13 protein-coding genes and 2 tRNA genes are annotated in these 18,686 nt (G+C 59.7%); 5 read left to right on the top strand and 10 right to left on the bottom strand.

Features of this window, described 5'->3' with window-relative positions; translation table 11 throughout:
- Positions 1-23: 23 nt before the first annotated feature.
- From AC3WP7_RS09190 to AC3WP7_RS09180, 3 genes are all read right to left on the bottom strand, one after another.
- Positions 24-473, bottom strand: coding sequence for a hypothetical protein (locus AC3WP7_RS09190; RefSeq protein ID WP_071491663.1), 450 nt, complete (start codon positions 471-473; stop codon positions 24-26).
- The gene (ssp4, locus tag AC3WP7_RS09185) at positions 470-1,390 is read right to left on the bottom strand and encodes an Ssp4 family T6SS effector (protein ID WP_071491664.1); all 921 of its coding nucleotides are present in this window, start codon (positions 1,388-1,390) and stop codon (positions 470-472) included. Before ssp4 ends, AC3WP7_RS09190 begins: the two co-directional genes overlap by 4 nt.
- 204 nt (positions 1,391-1,594) lie before the next feature.
- A complete protein-coding gene (locus tag AC3WP7_RS09180; protein WP_071491665.1) occupies positions 1,595-3,898 on the bottom strand; it encodes a YgiQ family radical SAM protein in 2,304 nt (767 codons plus the stop codon).
- Between the two features lie 218 nt (positions 3,899-4,116).
- Here AC3WP7_RS09180 and AC3WP7_RS09175 point away from each other — a divergent pair, with 218 nt between their 5' ends.
- Positions 4,117-8,073, top strand: coding sequence for a dermonecrotic toxin domain-containing protein (locus AC3WP7_RS09175; RefSeq protein ID WP_102591572.1), 3,957 nt, complete (start codon positions 4,117-4,119; stop codon positions 8,071-8,073).
- Between the two features lie 6 nt (positions 8,074-8,079).
- Here the strand turns inward: AC3WP7_RS09175 and dnaB are convergent, their stop codons facing one another.
- From dnaB to rnr, 7 genes are all read right to left on the bottom strand, one after another.
- Positions 8,080-9,477 (bottom strand): replicative DNA helicase, encoded by a 1,398-nt coding sequence (gene dnaB / locus AC3WP7_RS09170; RefSeq protein WP_071491667.1) that lies wholly within the window; start codon positions 9,475-9,477, stop codon positions 8,080-8,082.
- Positions 9,478-9,587: 110 nt separating this feature from the next.
- The gene (rplI, locus tag AC3WP7_RS09165) at positions 9,588-10,034 is read right to left on the bottom strand and encodes a 50S ribosomal protein L9 (protein ID WP_003171376.1); all 447 of its coding nucleotides are present in this window, start codon (positions 10,032-10,034) and stop codon (positions 9,588-9,590) included.
- A gap of 18 nt (positions 10,035-10,052) precedes the next feature.
- Complete coding sequence (locus tag AC3WP7_RS09160) at positions 10,053-10,946, bottom strand: YybS family protein (protein ID WP_102591543.1); 894 nt, start codon at positions 10,944-10,946, stop codon at positions 10,053-10,055.
- A gap of 36 nt (positions 10,947-10,982) precedes the next feature.
- Positions 10,983-11,213, bottom strand: coding sequence for a 30S ribosomal protein S18 (gene rpsR, locus AC3WP7_RS09155; RefSeq protein WP_002551829.1), 231 nt, complete (start codon positions 11,211-11,213; stop codon positions 10,983-10,985).
- Between the two features lie 28 nt (positions 11,214-11,241).
- A complete protein-coding gene (gene rpsF / locus AC3WP7_RS09150; protein WP_003236224.1) occupies positions 11,242-11,664 on the bottom strand; it encodes a 30S ribosomal protein S6 in 423 nt (140 codons plus the stop codon).
- Between the two features lie 290 nt (positions 11,665-11,954).
- A complete protein-coding gene (rlmB, locus tag AC3WP7_RS09145; protein ID WP_102591542.1) occupies positions 11,955-12,716 on the bottom strand; it encodes a 23S rRNA (guanosine(2251)-2'-O)-methyltransferase RlmB in 762 nt (253 codons plus the stop codon).
- A complete protein-coding gene (rnr, locus tag AC3WP7_RS09140; protein WP_071491670.1) occupies positions 12,713-15,340 on the bottom strand; it encodes a ribonuclease R in 2,628 nt (875 codons plus the stop codon). The genes rlmB and rnr overlap by 4 nt, the downstream gene beginning before the upstream one ends.
- A gap of 225 nt (positions 15,341-15,565) precedes the next feature.
- Between rnr and AC3WP7_RS09135 the strand changes: the two genes are divergently transcribed.
- The 4 genes from AC3WP7_RS09135 (at position 15,566) to AC3WP7_RS09120 (ending at position 18,621) form a co-directional block, all read left to right on the top strand.
- Positions 15,566-15,652 (top strand) — tRNA-Leu (locus tag AC3WP7_RS09135).
- Between the two features lie 152 nt (positions 15,653-15,804).
- Positions 15,805-15,891, top strand: a tRNA-Leu gene (locus tag AC3WP7_RS09130).
- Between the two features lie 145 nt (positions 15,892-16,036).
- Entirely contained in the window at positions 16,037-17,062 is a 1,026-nt protein-coding gene (locus tag AC3WP7_RS09125; RefSeq protein WP_071491673.1) for an extracellular solute-binding protein, read from the top strand.
- Positions 17,062-18,621, top strand: coding sequence for an ABC transporter permease (locus AC3WP7_RS09120; RefSeq protein ID WP_102591541.1), 1,560 nt, complete (start codon positions 17,062-17,064; stop codon positions 18,619-18,621). Before AC3WP7_RS09125 ends, AC3WP7_RS09120 begins: the two co-directional genes overlap by 1 nt.
- The last annotated feature ends 65 nt before the right edge of the window (positions 18,622-18,686 follow it).

Here is an 18,686-nt window from a genome sequence, read left to right as displayed (position 1 = left end):
AGGTGGGTGGGGAATCTACCCAATCAGCCGGTTTTGCGCTTGGCGATCACGGCTTGGCGCAGGTGGCGTATTTCAAGCAGCTTCTGGCGCATCTCTCGTTGAACCTTGCTGTTAAGTGTCAATAATCCGAGCAATGGGAATAACAGCGCCAACCCATAAAGAATTTTGTGAGGCTGGAATTGAATCATCGGAACTACAAACAGCAGACAGGCGACGTAGATGCCGACCATCACCCACACCCAGGAGGGGCGGCCCCGCAAAATCATAAAGTTGCTATGGACCGTCAACAGAATGAGCAGCGCCCCGGCAGACATGATCTTGAGCCCCACTTGAGCAATGGGCGCATCACGAAAATAGGTGATGAACGCCAGCGCCACAGCCAACGCCAAAGAAAAACACGCAGCAAATACGCCGCCCATAAACGTCAGAAAATATTGCCTGAAAAAGTCGCGTAGCGTCATTAACTCGTTCATTCGTTTATTTCCTCGTACAACCCAATCGCGATGGTATTGACGTTTCCGGAGTACGCACTCCCGCCAAATCCTACGGTTGCGCCGAGGACGTCTTTGATCTGGGTCGTGGTGCTGTGCTTGAGCTGCGTAGGGGTGAAACGCTTGGTGAGTTCGCCCGACGCCTGCCGCAATTTGAGCATCTTGGCGGTCAAGCTGGGATGGTTGATGCTCAGCAGCTCTTTCGTCAGCTTGGCTCTTTCCTGGCGATTCAAACCGCGAAGCACATCACGCAGGCTCTTGCCCGTCGATGCTTTGGCAGCCCTGACCAGCTTGACCGTCGTCAGGGCCGAACCGCCTACGCCAGCCAGTGAAACGGCGTCCAGCACAACGGATGCATTCTGGTACCAGCCCTCACTGTCGAGCCAATCGTTTACCTCCGGTTTGGCGACCTCAAGCGCTGTTCGAGCAATGCCGTTAAAGCACTGAAGCGTACTCGCGCCGGCGGCCGCATACCCCACTACAACGATGACGGAACTGGCGCCAGCGCTGAAAGGCACCAGAATGGTTCCACTGGCGATCGCAGCCCAACTGATGACCGCCCCCAAGCAGGAGATTCCGGTATTCACGGCTTCGCCAATCAGTCGCGACTCTCGAGGATTGCTCACGACATGTTGAGCAAACTGTGTTGGCGCAATGTACTTCTGCGCTTCACGCAAAATGATGCGCTTGGGCTTGATGCTGCAGATGGGCTTGAATTCGCGAAGGGTAATGACGTTGAAGTCGGCGTCGATGTATACGACACCTGCGCCAACGATACCTGGATCGGCGTCGATGGCCGCAAACAGGCGCGGAAGGTTGATCTGGCTTTCGATGCGCTGGCGCGCCATGAACTGCGAGCGGTTGGAGTCCATGCCGATGGAGGCCAGGGGGTTAGCCATAAGTGTTCTTCCTTGAGAATGATGGTGACCAGGCGGGCCCCATCGCGGGCAAGCCCACTCCCACATTTGGAATGCATTCTCCTGTGGGAGCCGGGCTTGCCCGCGATGGCTTTCTAATGGGCGCCACCTTAGCAAACAGGTTACCCAACAGCTAGAAAGCAAAACGCCAGCACGAGGCTGGCGTCTGGCATGTTCAGGCTGCGATCAACGCGGCACGACCGGCTTGCGCGCAGGCTTGCCGCCCTTGCCCTTGGCCGCATCGGCACGCTCCTTGGCGGCCTGCTTGTTGCGCGCCTGGGCCGCGGCCTTGGCTTGTTCACGCTTGTCCCACGGGTTGCTGCCGTCACTGCCGCGCGGCGGCAGGCCGGTGTGCTGGGTGAGGATCCTGGTGGTGGTTTCCTTGGCGACCTTGTGGCTGCCGGCCGGCGTCGAGTTCTTGCGACGGGCGCTCTGGTAGCTGTCGGTGCTCGGCTGGTGCAACGGGATCAGTTGGTCCTTGCCCGGCCCGATCAGGTCGGCGCGGCCCATGCGGGTCAGTGCCTCACGCAGCATCGGCCAGCCTTTCGGGTCGTGATAGCGCAGGAACGCCTTGTGCAGGCGACGCTGCTCTTCGCTCTTGACGATGGTTACCGCGTCGCTCTTGTAGGTGACCTTGCGCAGCGGGTTCTTGCCCGAGTGATACATGGCCGTGGCGGTGGCCATCGGCGACGGGTAGAACGCCTGTACCTGGTCGGCGCGGAAGCCGTTGCCCTTGAGCCACAAGGCCAGGTTCATCATGTCTTCATCGGTGGTACCCGGGTGGGCGGCGATGAAGTACGGAATCAGGTACTGCTCCTTGCCCGCTTCCTTGGTGTACTTCTCGAACATGCGCTTGAACTTGTCATAGCTGCCAATGCCCGGCTTCATCATCTGGTTGAGCGGACCTTCCTCGGTGTGTTCCGGGGCGATCTTGAGGTAGCCGCCGACGTGGTGGGTGACCAGCTCTTTCACGTATTCCGGCGACTCGACGGCCAGGTCATAACGCAGGCCGGAGGCGATCAGGATCTTCTTCACACCCGGCAACGCACGGGCGCTGCGGTACAGCTGGATCAACGACGAGTGGTCAGTGTTCAGGTTCGGGCAGATACCGGGGAACACGCACGACGGCTTGCGGCACGCGGATTCGATTTCCGGGCTCTTGCAGGCGATGCGGTACATGTTCGCGGTCGGACCGCCGAGGTCGGAGATCACGCCGGTAAAGCCGGGGACCTTGTCGCGGATCTCTTCGATCTCGCGAATGATCGACTCTTCGGAACGGTTCTGGATGATGCGGCCTTCGTGCTCGGTGATGGAGCAGAAAGTGCAGCCGCCGAAGCAGCCACGCATGATGTTCACCGAGAAGCGGATCATGTCGTAGGCCGGGATTTTTTCCTTGCCGTACGCGGGGTGCGGGACGCGGGCGTACGGCATGCCGAACACGTAGTCCATTTCTTCGGTGGTCATCGGAATGGGTGGCGGGTTGAACCACACGTCCACTTCGCCGTGCTTCTGCACCAGGGCGCGGGCGTTGCCTGGGTTGGTTTCCAGGTGCAGCACGCGGTTGGCGTGGGCGTAGAGCACCGCATCGCCACGGACTTTCTCCACCGATGGCAGGCGGATCACGGTCTTGTCGCGGGTCATCTTCGGGCTGGCCAGGATCTGCACGACCTTGGCTTCTTCCGGATCATCCTGCGGCCCTTTTTCCTGCTCGATGGCGCAGGCCTGGGTGTCCTGGGTGTTGACGTACGGGTTGATGATCTTGTCGATCTTGCCCGGACGGTCGATACGCGTGGAGTCCACTTCATACCAGCCGGCCGGCGTGTCGCGACGGATGAACGCGGTACCGCGCACATCGGTGATGTCTTCGATCTTGTGGCCCCACGACAGGCGCTGGGCGACTTCGACGATGGCGCGCTCGGCGTTGCCGTACAGCAGGATATCGGCAGTGGCGTCGATCAGGATCGAATTGCGCACCCGGTCCTGCCAGTAGTCGTAGTGGGCGATGCGACGCAGGGAGGCTTCGATGCCGCCGAGTACGATCGGCACGTTCTTGTAGGCTTCCTTGCACCGCTGGCTGTACACCAGGCTGGCGCGATCCGGGCGTTTGCCGGCCATGCCGCCTGGGGTGTAGGCGTCGTCGGAGCGGATTTTCTTGTCGGCGGTGTAGCGGTTGATCATGGAGTCCATGTTGCCGGCCGCGACGCCGAAGAACAGGTTCGGCTCGCCGAGCTTCATGAAGTCGTCTTTGGACTGCCAGTTCGGCTGGGCAATGATCCCGACGCGGAAGCCCTGGGACTCCAGCAGCCGGCCGATGATCGCCATGCCGAACGACGGATGGTCAACGTAGGCATCACCGGTGACGATGATGATGTCGCAGGAATCCCAGCCAAGCTGATCCATCTCCTCCCTGCTCATCGGCAGGAATGGCGCTGGACCGAAACATTCGGCCCAGTACTTGGGATAGTCAAATAACGGCTTGGCTGTTTGCATGACGGTGACCGGTGTTGAGATGGAAAATCGCGGGCGCGGAATATAGCACAAATTTTGACCAATTCCGACGGTAATGGTCGGCTTTTACCCTGGCATCACTTTTCCCCGGTACTCATAGCCGGATTTGCAGGGGGCAAGGGCCTAATCCGCTAGCCCCATCCCCGGAAACACCCTGGATAGGCTGTCAGGATTCAACTAGCCTTTTCATGGAAACCCAGATGAGCAGTAATCCCGCGCCTCCACTAGTAACACCCGACGCCCACGCCGCCTTCATCCAGACCCAACTCCCCACTTGGCTCACCGACTCCCCCGCAGACACCCGCGCAGCCCTGCGCGCCAACCTGCTCAAGAGCAATCAATCCAGGCACAAGATCCAAGAACTCCTCAGGCAACTGCAAAGCCCCGAGGCGTTCGCTTTTCCGCTGTTTGAGCAGGCGCTGCGCCGCGAATACCTGACGCTGCTGAATGCGAAGACTTCGGTCCTGGTGCGCGAATGGAAAAACCATCACCTGTTCGGGCTGCTACGCACCCACGCACGCACCACTGAACAATCCCTTTTGGAGGCGGCCCTGCAGAACTTCGAGGCTTCGGAAGCAGAGGACGGCGGCATGGAGACCGGGACCGAGCTTTTCAACATCACCCAGGACTCACGATTTCCTTCGTTGATTTCCGCGACGCTCTTCGCCGGTTTTTGCCGCAAACTGGACCTGGGCGGGCAATACCTCAAGCATATTCGCACGGTCATCAGCACCAATCTGTCGGTACGCCGGTTCTTTCGCGAGCACGAACAGCAGCGTTTCAACGTTGCCTTGCACCTGGCCTACCTCAAGAAGAAGATGCCGAAAACCCTTTACGAAGAATTGGTCGAGCTCTCCGAGCGCGGACACCACGTGTCCTTCGACTGCTTTCACCTGACGCTTGGTGGAGTGGTGTTGCCTGACGTCCTGGTCATCGTTGACGTCCGGGCAGAAACCGGACCGCTTCTCTACACACCTGAAGACCCGATCGAGGCACTTCGCCAGCACCCCTCGATGGACGACCTGGAAACTCAACTCGTTAAACGCCTGATGCGACCGGACTACCTGGCCTTCTTCAAGCGGCTGGCCCCAGTGCATCAGCGAGAATCGCTGCTGCATGTAAAGCCCATGTGGATTGATTGGCTGCCCATCGGCTCACCCGGGAAAATCAAGCCAGCGCAGCTGGACAAACCGCTGACCCTGACCAAAATCACCGGCAATCTGTTCCACGCCATCATCCTGCGACGGTTTTCCCAGATAGAAAGCGACGCTTGCGAAGTCGCGGTCCCGACGGCACAGGTTGATGCCATCAGCCGACAAAAACGCCTGCAGTTCTATGCCGACCTGGGTAAATCCCTGCTGTTCTTTGCCGCATCCTTCGTGCCAATCGTCGGGGAGGTTCTGCTGGTCGTTACCGCCGCCCAATTGATCGGCACGGTCTATAACGGCTTTGCCGCCTGGAGCCGGGGCGATAGCCAACAGGCGCTCGACGACCTGCTGGACGTGGTGGATAGCGTTGCCATGGCCGTAGCGACCGCCGGCGTGATCAAGGCAGGACGCTTTACGGCGGGCCTCGTGAAAGTTCAGGTACGCAATCAGGGCTGGCGCCTCTGGCACTCTGACTTGGAACCCTACCAACACCCCGCGACATTGCCTGAACACGTGGTTGCCGATAAACAAGGTATCTATCAATACCAACAGCAGTCGTATCTAAAACTGGATGATCACCCCCATGCCATTCAGCGCTCACCCGATGGCACACGATGGGAGTTGTCACACCCCAGCGATCCGCACGCTTATTCACCTCCCCTGTTGAACAACGAAGCCGGCGGCTGGCGCCATGTGCACGAAACGCCAGAGGATTGGGACACGCTCAAACTGATCAAGCGCCTGGGCCCAGATGCGGCCAACATAACCCAACCGTCCGTAGAGCCCATCCTGCTGATCAGCGGGCTGGACAGCACCACATTGCGCCAAGCCCATCAAGAGATGGTGCGCCCTGCGCCCTTGCTGTGCGATACGGTTACACACTTCAACCTGGACCAGGAAATCAATGATTTCAACCTGAGCCGTGCCGAGGGCACCTCCGTGACGGCTCACTCGCCGCTGATTCAAGCCCACCTGCTCACCTCGCTGCCCGAATGGCCCGCCACTTACGGGCTGAAGGTGGTCGACCAGCAGCAACAGACCGTGATGCAGTTCGGTCAGGGCAACGTCGAAATCAAGGTCAGCGAAGACCGTTTCAGAAAGGGCGAGTTATTGCATGCCATAGAGGCGCAAATGCCTCAGACCGCGTTCAATAATCTGCTGCCCTCCTCGCCTATCGACTACTTCAGTAAAACCGAAAACCTTGCCCTGAGATTGAGCAAGCAGGCCGCACAGAAAAAACAATGGCTGTTTTCTCAACTCAACGCGGCCAATGAAGCCGCGGTCACACCCACCGAAAAAAGTCTGCGCACACTGATGCCGCAACTGTCCAAACGACATCTTGAAGAGATAGAGCGCACACTCCCAGCAAGCAAACGCCAACGCTTGCAAGCGGGAGACAGCCTGGACCCCGTATCGCTCGAAGAAGCAGACCACTACACAAAGATGGCAAAGGTCGCCCAGCTGCAAGAGAGCATTTTCCTCAATACCTTGCGCAACCGGGAAAGCGTGCAATTGATGCTTTACACACTGGAGCAGATACCCGGTTGGCCTGGGTCGCGCCGGATTGATGTGTATGACGACAGTACCGAGGGGCCGCTTCTGGGGAGTATCGGTAACGCGGATGCCCCTTCGAGCCATACGCTGATCCGCAAAGGCGAGCTATACGCGCTTCACGCCTCACCAGATACCCTCCCCCCCCCACTGACCGATCTGCCTCACGCAATCGAGCAAACACTTTCCCCCTTGGAGCACCGTGCACTGCTGCGCCAATCGGGTGCGGATTCGTTTGAGCAGGCCCTGCACAAATCCGGCAAGTCACTGATGGCCAGCAGCCTTCCGCGTCTGCGCGGCAAGCCCCTTACCCTCGAAACCCGGCCCTCGGCAGGGTTGCCACTCGACCCCTTGTTCGCCGAACCAACCCCTCCGGCCGGACTGACAAGGCTGGCTGACCAGACCTTTCAAGCGCCGCCACTGCCTGACGGAAGTTTTCGCTATTACGTCCAGGACGAGCAGAACTACTACCAGATCAAAAAAGACCCGCAGGGATGGCGACTGGTCGATGCGCGTAGCCGTTTCCGGGCCTATTCGCCCTATCTGCGCAAAAACGCCAACGGGGGTTGGGAAATCGACCCCGCCAAAGGTGGGTTACCGGGCGGAGGGGGCTCGCCTGCGCCATCACTCGAAAGCGTCGACTCCATTGACGGGTATGGGTCGGCACACTCGTCCAATTCTTACGGATCAGCCGAGGAAGGCACTGTAGACGCGCTCTACACTCCTCAGGAATTGGCCTACATGCGCACCGAGCGCAGCTACCAGCACAGCCAGAACTATCGGCGTATTTATGACCGCGCCAACTGTGGCCGCTACCCACTGCGCGATGAAAATGGTCAGCCCATGCTGATCCGACTCATGCAAGCCCAAGGGAAGTCGTTAACGTCCGGCACGGTATTCAGCAAAGACCAGCTGCTGCCCTACATCCGCTGGGAAGGTTATGAAAACGTCGCGCGCCTGTATGAAGACAAGCTTGAGGTTTTACCCTTCACCGCCGCTCATCAAAAATTCCCCCAGGAGGCCGCAATGATCGGCGAAGCCACGGTCATCACGCGGCGCCCGCTGAGCAAGGGCGAAGCGCTGGGCGTGTATGGAGGGGACATCCTGCCGTTTTTCGTGGCGAAGGCGCGCCGAGATCCTTATCTGATGGCCGTCAAGGATGTGAGGCCTGTGTCGCCACACGCGCTCAACACTCAGCCGGTACTGTCCGGCGACAACGCGTTGTCGAGGATCAATACCATTTTTGAATATGAGGCCGATGTTCCGGTGCGACAGGCCGCCTCGGGCTACAACGTTGAGGCGGCAAAATTCAGGGTCCAGGCCCAGGTCGGCAACCGACAGGATCAAATGATACTCACCGGATTATTTGCCAGCGAATCTATTCCCGCCGGCACTGAGTTGCGCTGGAACTACCAATACGACGAAGCCACCATCCGTGCGCTGTTTGCCCGGCCGTAAGGCGCGTTATTCGTCGTCGTCGAAGTTATAACTGCCCGGCGCGAGGTTCTCGAAGCGTGTGTACTTACCGATGAACGCCAGGCGGATAAAGCCGATCGGGCCGTTCCGCTGCTTGCCGATGATGATCTCGGCAATGCCCTTGTGCTCGGTCTCGGGGTGGTACACCTCGTCGCGGTACACGAACATGATTACGTCGGCGTCCTGCTCGATCGCGCCGGATTCGCGCAAGTCGGAGTTCACCGGGCGCTTGTTGGGGCGTTGTTCCAGGGAACGGTTGAGCTGGGACAGCGCCACCACCGGGCAGTTGAATTCCTTGGCCAGGGCCTTGAGGGACCGGGAGATTTCGGAAATCTCGTTGGTCCGGCTGTCGCCGCTGGAACCGGGGATCTGCATCAACTGCAGGTAGTCGATCATGATCAAGGCGATATCGCCGTGCTCGCGCGCCAGGCGACGGGTACGCGCACGCATTTCCGAGGGGCTGATACCGGCGGTGTCATCGATGAACAGCTTGCGGTCGTTAAGCAGGTTGACCGCCGAGGTCAGGCGCGGCCAATCGTCGTCTTCCAGTTGGCCGGAACGCACCTTGGTCTGGTCGATACGCCCGAGCGACGAGAGCATCCGCATGATCAGCGATTCGCCTGGCATCTCCAGTGAATACACCAGCACGGTCTTGTCGCTGCGCAACACCGCGTTTTCCACCAGGTTCATCGCGAAGGTGGTCTTACCCATGGAAGGACGGCCGGCGACGATGATCAAGTCGGAGGGTTGCAGGCCGCTGGTTTTCTCGTCGAGGTCGGTGTAGCCGGTGGAAATACCGGTGATGGCCGCGTCGGTGTTGAACAGGGTGTCGATGCGGTCGATGGCCTTGGTCAACAGTTCGTTGACGCCCACCGGGCCGCCGGTTTTCGGGCGGGCCTCGGCGATCTGGAAGATCTGGCGCTCGGCTTCGTCGAGGATCTCTTCGGCGGTGCGCCCTTCGGGGTTGAAGGCGCTGTCGGCGATCTCGGTGCTGATGCCGATCAGTTGGCGCAACGTGGCGCGCTGGCGAACGATCTGGGCATAGGCCTTGATGTTGGCGACGGACGGCGTGTTTTTCGCCAGTTCGCCCAGGTAGCCCAGGCCGCCGACCTGGGAGGTCTGGCCTTCCTTGTCCAGTTGTTCGGCCAGGGTCACCACGTCGATCGGCGAGTTCTGGTCGGCCAGCTTGGCGATGGCGCGGAAGATCAGGCGGTGGTCATGGCGATAGAAATCACCGTCCGAGACTTGATCCAGCACGCGCTCCCAGGCGTTGTTGTCCAGCATCAAACCACCGAGCACAGCCTGTTCGGCCTCGATGGAATGCGGCGGCACCTTCAGGGCAGCGGTTTGCAGATCGTATTGCTCAGGAGCTGAAATATCGTTCATGGCCACTTGGAATTTGGGGTGTGTAGAAAAACAAAAGGCACGACCTGTAAACAGGATCGTGCCCGATGTTAACCGCCTGGCACGCGAGGTGCCAGCCAGTTAGGTGCGGCTTAAGCTGCTACCACGACAACGCGTACGGTGGCTTCAACTTCGGCGTGCAGGTGCACGGCTACGTCGAATTCGCCTACGTTGCGGATGGTGCCGTTCGGCAGACGAACTTCGCTCTTCTGCACTTCAACGCCGGAGGCGGTCAGTGCATCAGCGATGTCGTGGGTGCCGATCGAACCGAACAGCTTGCCTTCGTCACCGGCGGTGGCAGTGATAGTCACTTCCAGCTCAGCCAGTTGGGCAGCGCGAGTTTCGGCCGAAGCTTTTTTGTCTGCTGCGGCTTTTTCCAGCTCGGCACGACGCTCTTCAAACGCAGCCAGGTTGGCAGCGGTTGCAGCGGTGGCTTTGCCGTATGGCAGCAGGTAGTTACGACCGTAGCCGGCCTTAACGTTCACTTTGTCGCCCAGGTTGCCCAGGTTGGCGACTTTTTCCAGAAGGATCAGTTGCATGTGAAAATCCTCTAACTTTTAACCTTCACCGTTCGCGTTATCGGCGTCTTTCGGCGCCAGACGACCGCGAAAATCAATCAGGCCGTCGACAATGGCCAGAACCACGAGTAACGGATAGATCAGCTGCATGAACAGCACCATTGTTACGTACATCCCCACCAGCCAGAACTTGGCCATGCGCTTCTGCGCGACCAGCCCGTGAGTCAGGGCCAGTCCGGCGAACACCAGCGGTACGCTGCAAAACAGCACCAGCAAAGTGGCTTGTGAACCGAAGTACGGTCCGACCACCATGAGTGCCAGCAGCAACATCGCCGGGCCCACGGGGATTCTGATACTGCGAAATTCGCGACCAAAACCACCCGGGTTGTACAACAACGCCTGCCAATATCGCCCAAGCATCAGGCTCAGCACGCTGACAATCTGCATCATTACCGCCATCAGGCCGATCAGGGCCGGTGCAATCAGTGTCGCAAGACGCGCTCGCTCATCTACCGAAAGCTGCTGGTAGAGTTCCCCGAGGGCCATCGGCAGGACCTTGACGATCTCTTGCGACAGCACCTCGATCTGCGGGCGGAAAGCCGCGTCGATCAACACCGAAAACACCAACCCCACTGCCACGCTGACCAGCAGCGTGCGGGCCCAGGACTCACTTGCGCGCAAAACCAGCGCAAGGCTCGACGATCCCAGCAGTACCAGAAGTACCTTGGGTTCGCCCAGTTGCAGCCACCAGATCAAGGCAGCCAGCACTCCCAGGGCCAGGACGCCAAGGGCATCCTGCAAACCGCGCCGCAGCAGCACAAGGCAACCTGCGGCAGCACCCAACCAATACAACAACGGCAATGCTGCACATCCAGCCACTACGAGAGTGGCCTGCACGCGACCGCGCATGATGAACTCAGCTAAGGCGCGCATGCATTCAATCCCTTACTACTTGTCGACTGCCCGGTCTCAGCGGCCGTGGCTGTCGGTGTAGGCCAGCAGGGCCAGGAAGCGGGCGCGCTTGATAGCGGTGGCCAGCTGACGCTGATAACGTGCTTTGGTACCGGTGATACGGCTTGGAACGATTTTGCCGGTCTCGGATACGTAGGCTTTCAGAGTGTTGAGATCTTTGTAATCGATCTCTTTCACGTCTTCAGCGGTGAAGCGGCAGAATTTACGACGACGGAAGAAACGTGCCATTTGATAGGCTCCTTAAAAGGTCCGTGGATTACTCGTCAGCGTTATCGCTGTTGTCGCTGTCATCACTATCAGCGCTATCAGCGCCTTCGTGCTCAGGACGGTCGCGACGCTCACGGCGCTCACTGCGGTTTTCTTCAGCCTTGAGCATCTCGGATTGGCCGGTAACGGCTTCTTCGCGACGGATGACCAGGTTACGGATCACAGCATCGTTGTAGCGGAAGTTGTCTTCCAGCTCGGCCAGGGCCTTGCCAGTGCACTCAACGTTCAGCATCACGTAGTGAGCCTTGTGAACATTGTTGATTGCGTAGGCCAGTTGACGACGGCCCCAATCTTCCAGACGGTGGATTTTGCCGCCGTCTTCTTCGATCAGCTTGGTGTAACGCTCAACCATGCCGCCGACTTGCTCGCTTTGATCCGGGTGGACCAAAAAGATGATTTCGTAATGACGCATGAATGCTCCTTACGGGTTGTAGCCTGCCGCTCAAAAACGGTCAGACAAGGAGTGAATGACACTTATGGATCTTGCCGCAGGGAGGCACCTCGGTGCCCGCCAGGAAGGCAAGGGGCGCAATTGTAGAGAAGGGGGAGGATGCGTGCAAGGTGATTGGTGATTATTTGAACAATCTTCCAGACACCCCAAAAACACTGTGGGAGGGGGCTTGCCCCCGATTACGGAGGATCAGCCACATCATCTGCAACCGACACACCACTATCGGGAGTAAGCCCCCTCCCACATTTTGATCACTTCTTCGTTTTGGCCTTGGCCTTTGCGCCACGCTGGCGCTGGGCTTCGAACAGGCAGACGCCGGTGGCGACCGACACGTTGAGGCTGCTGACACTACCGGCCATCGGCAGGTGCACCAGGTAATCACAATGCTCGCGGGTCAGGCGGCGCATACCTCTGCCTTCGGCGCCCATGATCAGGATGGTCGGGCCGGTGAGGTCCTGGTCATAAATGCTGACCTCGGCCTCTCCCGCCGTACCCACCACCCACAGGCCGCGCTGCTGGAGCTTCTCCAGGGTGCGCGCCAGGTTGGTCACGGCCACCAGCGGAATCACTTCGGCTGCGCCACACGCGACTTTACGCACCACCGGCGTCAGCGTCGCCGATTTGTCTTTAGGCACGATTACCGCCAGCGCACCGGCAGCGTCCGCCGAGCGCAGGCAGGCGCCGAGGTTGTGCGGGTCGGTCACGCCGTCCAGTACCAGCAGCAACGGCGCACCTTCGGTGCGATCGAGCAGCTCGTCGAGCATCGCCTCGCCCCAGACCTGGCTCGGGCTGACATCCGCCACCACGCCCTGGTGAACACCCTCTACCCATACGTCCATTTCACGACGCTCGGCCTGGCCGATGGCAACCTTGTTTTGCGTGGCCAATTCAACCAGCGCTTGTACGCGCGGCTCGCTGCGCCCTTCCGCCAGCCAGACTTGCTTGACGCGCTTGGGATGGTGACGCAGCAGTGCTTCTACGGCGTGGACGCCGTAGATTTTTTCCAGACTCATGACTTGGCCTTAGGTTTGCGCGACCCGCCGCTCTTCGCGGGAGCCGAACCCGCTTTTGGCGGGCCTTTACGGTGTTTACTGGGCTTGCTCGACGGCTTTTCCGCCCCGTGGGACTTTCCCCCAGACGCCGCTTTACCACCGCTTTTGGCTTCATTGAGCAACTGCTGCTTCAACTCACGGCTCTTGCGCAGTTCGGCGTTTTTCGCCGCTGCATCGCTTGGGCGGTAGGCTTCGGGGGCCTTTTCCTTGGTCGACGAACGACGACCGGCCTTGGCTGGCGCAGGCTCGACGGTCGCTGCTTTGGCAGGCGCGGCCTTGCCTTTGCTGGTCGGTTCGCTACCACGCTTTTTACGACTGCCCGGCGATTCGGCTGGCTTATCGGACATGCCGAAGTCGATCTTGCGCTCGTCGAGATCGACGCGCATGACCTGCACTTCAACGGTATCGCCAAGGCGGAAGCTGCGACCGGTGCGCTCGCCAGCCAGGCGGTGATGCACAGGGTCGAAGTGGTAGTAGTCGCCCGGCAAGGCGGTGACGTGCACCAGGCCTTCGACGTAGATATCGGTCAGTTCCACAAACAGACCGAAGCCGGTCACGGCGGTAATCACACCCGGGAACGATTCGCCTACGCGATCCTTCATGAACTCGCACTTGAGCCAGTTCACCACGTCGCGGGTGGCTTCGTCGGCGCGGCGTTCGCTCATGGAACACTGCTCGCCCAGCTGTTCCAGGGCCGCTTCGTCGTACGGATAGATCCGCGCCTTCGGAATGGTCATGGCACCGGCGCGCTTGACGTGCGGGGTGTTCATCTTGGAATGGATCACGCTGCGGATCGCACGGTGCGTGAGCAGGTCCGGGTAACGGCGGATCGGCGAAGTGAAGTGGGTGTACGCCTCGTAGTTCAGGCCGAAGTGGCCCTGGTTATCCGCGCTGTACACCGCCTGGCTCAGGGAGCGCAGCATGACGGTCTGGATCACGTGGTAATCCGGGCGGTCCTTGATGCTGGCCAGCAGAGCCTGGTAATCCTTCGGCGTCGGGCCGTCCTTGCCTTTGTGCAGGGACAGGCCGAGTTCGCCGAGGAACGCGCGCAGCTTTTCCAGACGCTCCGGCGGCGGGCCGTCGTGCACCCGGTACAACGCAGGGATCTCGTGCTTTTTCAGGAACTCAGCGGTGGCCACGTTGGCCGCCAGCATGCATTCCTCGATCAGCTTGTGCGCATCGTTACGGGTGGTCGGGGTGATCGCAGCGATCTTGCGCTCGGAACCGAAGACAATCCGGGTTTCCTGGGTTTCAAAATCGATCGCGCCTCGGGTGTGACGTGCGCCCAGCAACACCTTGTACAGCGCATAGAGCTGCTTGAGATGCGGCACGACATGGCCGTACTCACCGCGCAATGCTTTGGCTTCGCTGGTTTTCGGCTGTTCCAGGATGGTGCTGACCTTGTTGTAGGTCAGGCGCGCCTGGGAGTGGATCACCGCTTCATAGAACTGGTAATCGGTCATTTCGCCGGTTTTCGAGATAGTCATCTCGCACACCATGGCCAAACGGTCGACTTTCGGGTTCAGCGAGCACAGCCCGTTGGACAACTCTTCCGGCAGCATCGGAATCACGCGCTCGGGGAAGTACACCGAGTTGCCACGCACCTGGGCTTCGTTGTCCAGGGCCGAACCGATCTTCACGTAGCTGGAGACGTCGGCAATCGCCACATACAACTTCCAGCCGCCGGAGAACAGACGCAGCTTGCCCGGCTTGGCTTCGCAGTAGACCGCATCGTCGAAGTCGCGGGCGTCTTCACCGTCGATGGTGACGAACGGCAGATGGCGCAGATCGATGCGCTTCTCTTTGTCCTTCTCTTCGACTTCCGGCTTGAGCTTGCGCGCCTCCTTCACGACGGCTTCAGGCCAGACGTGAGGAATATCGTAGGTACGCAGCGCGACATCGATTTCCATGCCCGGCGCCATGTAGTTGCCGACCACTTCAATCACATCACCCTGCGGCTGGAAGCGAGGGGTCGGCCAGTGGGTGATCTTCACCTCGACAAACTGGCCAACCTTGGCATTCGCATTGCGGCCCGGGGTGATCAGCACTTCCTGCTGCACCTTGGGGTTATCGGGCACCACAAAACCAATGCCGCCTTCTTCGAAGTAGCGACCGACGATGGTCTCGTGACCACGGGACACCACTTCGACGATCACGCCTTCACGGCGACCGCGACGGTCCAGGCCGGAAACACGCGCCAGGGCACGGTCGCCATCGAACACCAGGCGCATTTGCGCCGGGCTCATGAACAGGTCATCGCTGCCGTCGTCCGGGATCAGGAAGCCGAAGCCATCACGATGGCCGGCGATGCGGCCGAGGATCAGGTCGAGCTTGTCCACTGGCGCGTAAGTGCCACGGCGGGTGTAGATCAATTGTGCGTCGCGCTCCATGGCGCGCAGGCGGCGGCGCAGGGCTTCGAGCTGGTCTTCGGTGGTCAGACCGAATTCTTCAACCAACTGCTCGCGGCTAGCAGGCGAGCCCCGATCGGCGAGGTGCGCCAGGATCAGTTCGCGGCTAGGAATAGGGTTTTCATATTTTTCCGCTTCACGAGCGGCCTCGGGATCGAGGGACTGCCAATCGGCCATTAGAGAGTTTTCACCTTGTCTATATGCGGGTTAGTTTGGCATACGCGTATTGAAACGGGAAATTTCAGACGTCAACAAGCCTTTTAAAGCCCTTTGCAGCCCGCAACAGGCACCTTGCACGACCACTGGCGAAATTTTCCAGGCTTTTTTCGTGGCGGGGGTTTACAGCTTAAAATCCCCTCCGTATAGTGCGCGCCATCGACGACGGCAACGTTGTTTGATAATGCCCAGGTGGTGAAATTGGTAGACACGCCAGCTTCAGGTGCTGGTGACCTTACGGTCGTGGAAGTTCGAGTCTTCTCCTGGGCACCAAATTCAGATCAAACCCGCGAAAGCGGGTTTTTTCGTTTCAAGGCTCTGATTTTTAACGGAAAACTTGATTTATTTTTTTGAATCAGGGGTTTACAGATCAAAAAGCCCTCCGTATAGTTCGCTCCATCAACAGCGCAGGCGTTGTTGATAATGCCCAGGTGGTGAAATTGGTAGACACGCCAGCTTCAGGTGCTGGTGATCGCAAGGTCGTGGAAGTTCGAGTCTTCTCCTGGGCACCAAATTCAGATCAAACCCGCGAAAGCGGGTTTTTTCGTTTCCGGGGTTTGAAAACTTCCCAGCCGATTTCCGCCTGCGTCCGCACCTGAGAAACTTTATCGTTTATCCTTGCAATGATTTGTTGCACACAAGCGAGGAAAACTTCGGATGACCATCCGCGATACCCGTCTCAAGACATCCCTTCTGCGTGGCCTGACCCTCACCCTGCTCGGCCTGACCTTGCTCTCGCCCACCGCCTATTCCGCCGACAAGGTCTCCCTGACCCTGTACAACGGCCAGCACAAAGAAGTCGGCGATGAACTCGCCAAGGCCTTCGAAGCCAAGACCGGCATCCACGTCAACGTGCGCAAAGGAAGCAGCAACCAGTTGGCCAGCCAAGTCGTCGAAGAAGGCGACCGCTCGCCCGCCGATGTGATCTACACCGAAGAATCGCCTCCGCTGAACAAACTCGGCGAGCAAGGCCTGCTGGCCAGGATCGACGCCAGCACCCTCGACGTATTGCCCAAGGATTATGTTGGCGCCAATGGCGACTGGATGGGCGTGACCGCGCGCACCCGCGTTGTGGCTTTCAACCCGAAGCTGATTGCTGAAAAAGACCTTCCCGAATCGGTACTCGACTTTGCCGGCCCCGAGTGGCAAGGCAAAGTCGGCTTCGTGCCAACCAGCGGCGCGTTCCAGGAACAAGCCGTGGCGATCATCAAGCTGCACGGTCGCGAAGCGGCTGAAGAATGGCTGACCGGCCTGCGCGCCTTCGGCAAGGTGTACAGCAACAACATGGTTGCGCTGAAAGCCGTCGAAAACGGCGAAGTGGCCACTGTTCTGGTGAACAACTACTACTGGTTCGCCCTGAAGAAAGAAAAGACCAATCTGGATTCCCAACTGCACTACTTCACCAATGGCGACGCCGGCGGCTTGATCACCGTGTCTTCCGCCGCCGCGCTGAAATCCAGCAAGCACCCCAAGGAAGCCCAGCAACTGTTGGCGTTCATGGCCAGTGAAGAAGGCCAGCGCGTGATCACCAACACCTCGGCCGAATACCCGCTGCGCAAGGGTATGGAATCCAATCGCGGCCTCAAGCCTTTCAGCGAACTGCAACCGCCGAAAGTCACCCCGGCCGACCTGGGCAACGCCGAAGAAGCCCTGGACCTGGAACGTGACGTTGGCTTGAACTGATGAACCCATCGCTACCCGCCCTGCGCACAGGGCTCAGCCCAAGGCGCAAACGTCCGTCGATCTGGCTGTTGCTGCCGGTGCTGTTTCTGGTTGGCTTGAGCCTGTTGCCGCTGGCGTACGTCGGCACCAAGGCCTGGCAAGCGGGCTGGGCGGAAGCGGTGCATCTGCTGTGGCGACCTTATGTGTTTGGGTTGCTGCGCAACACCCTGGCGCTGATGGTGGGCGTGACGGCGGGCTGCGCAGTGATCGGCCTGTCCCTCGCCTGGCTGCTGGAGCGCAGCAACCTGCCGGGGCGACGTATCTGGGGCGTGATCCTGTGCCTGCCGTTTGCGGTACCGGCGTTTGTCAGCAGCTTTACCTGGGTGTCGCTGAGCGCCAGTTTCGAAGGGCTCGGTGGCGCCATCCTGGTGATGAGCCTGTCCAAATATCCGCTGGTGTTCTTGCCGGTGGCGGCGACGCTGCGCAATCTTGATCCCGCACTGGAAGAGTCGGCCCGCACCCTGGGACTGAATCGCTGGAGCATCTTTTTTCGCGTCACCTTGCCGCTGCTGTGGCCCTCGCTGCTGGCGGGGGCATTGCTGATCGCGCTGCATATGCTGGTGGAGTTCGGTGCGCTGTCGATCATTGGGTTGCAGACCTTCACCACCGCGATCTACCAGCAGTTCGAGCTGGAATTCAGCAATGCGAATGCTGCGATGCTGTCCGCCGTGCTGCTGGTGATGTGCCTGACGCTGCTGCGGCTGGAGCTGCGCGTGCGTGGCAAGGGCCGGCACGTGCGCATTGGCCAGGGCGCAGCGCGACATGCGGAGCTGGTGCGATTGGGTAAGTGGGCGCCATTGGGCCAGGTGTATTGCCTGGCGTTGGCGATCATCGGTAGCGGCATTCCCCTGGGAATGCTCGGTTATTGGCTGGCGGCGGGTTCGTCGGCTGCATTTCCGCTGGCCGAGATCAGTGAGGCGTTGCTGTCCTCCCTGGCGCTGTCTCTCGGCGGCGCCGCGCTTTGCCTGGTACTGGCGGTGCCGGTGGGACTTCTGGTAGTGCGCTACAAAGGTCAGCTGGCGATCTGGGCCGAGCGCCTGCCCTACCTGCTGCACGCCTTGCCCGGCCTGGTGATCGCACTGAGCCTGGTGTATTTCGCCCTGCATTACGTGCCGGCGCTGTACCAGACCTCGGCACTGTTGCTGATTGCCTATGCGCTACTGTTTCTGCCACTGGCCCAGGCACCGATTCGCACGGCACTGAACAAGGCGGCGCCACAGCTTGAAGAAGCTGCACGCACGCTGGGCGCTTCGTCGTTCAGTGCATTTTGTCGGGTGACGCTGCCGATTATCTTCCCGGCCCTTGGCGCAGCATTTGCGCTGGTGTTCCTGGATGCGATGAAGGAATTGACGGCGACGCTGCTGCTCAGCCCGACCGGCTTGAATACTTTGGCGACGGCGGTGTGGGCGCACACTTCGAATGTGGAATTTGCGGCGGCGGCACCTTATGCGGCGTTGTTGATAGTGGTGTCGGGGTTGCCGGTTTATCTGCTCACGACGCGGATGTATCTGAGCCGTTGAGACCGCCATCGGGGGCAAGCCCCCTCCCACAGTTGACCGAGTTCCAGCTATGGAATGCTGACAAA

This window comes from Pseudomonas sp. FW305-3-2-15-C-LB1 (genome assembly GCF_058787615.1).
This window is presented reverse-complemented; position numbering and strand designations above follow the sequence as displayed.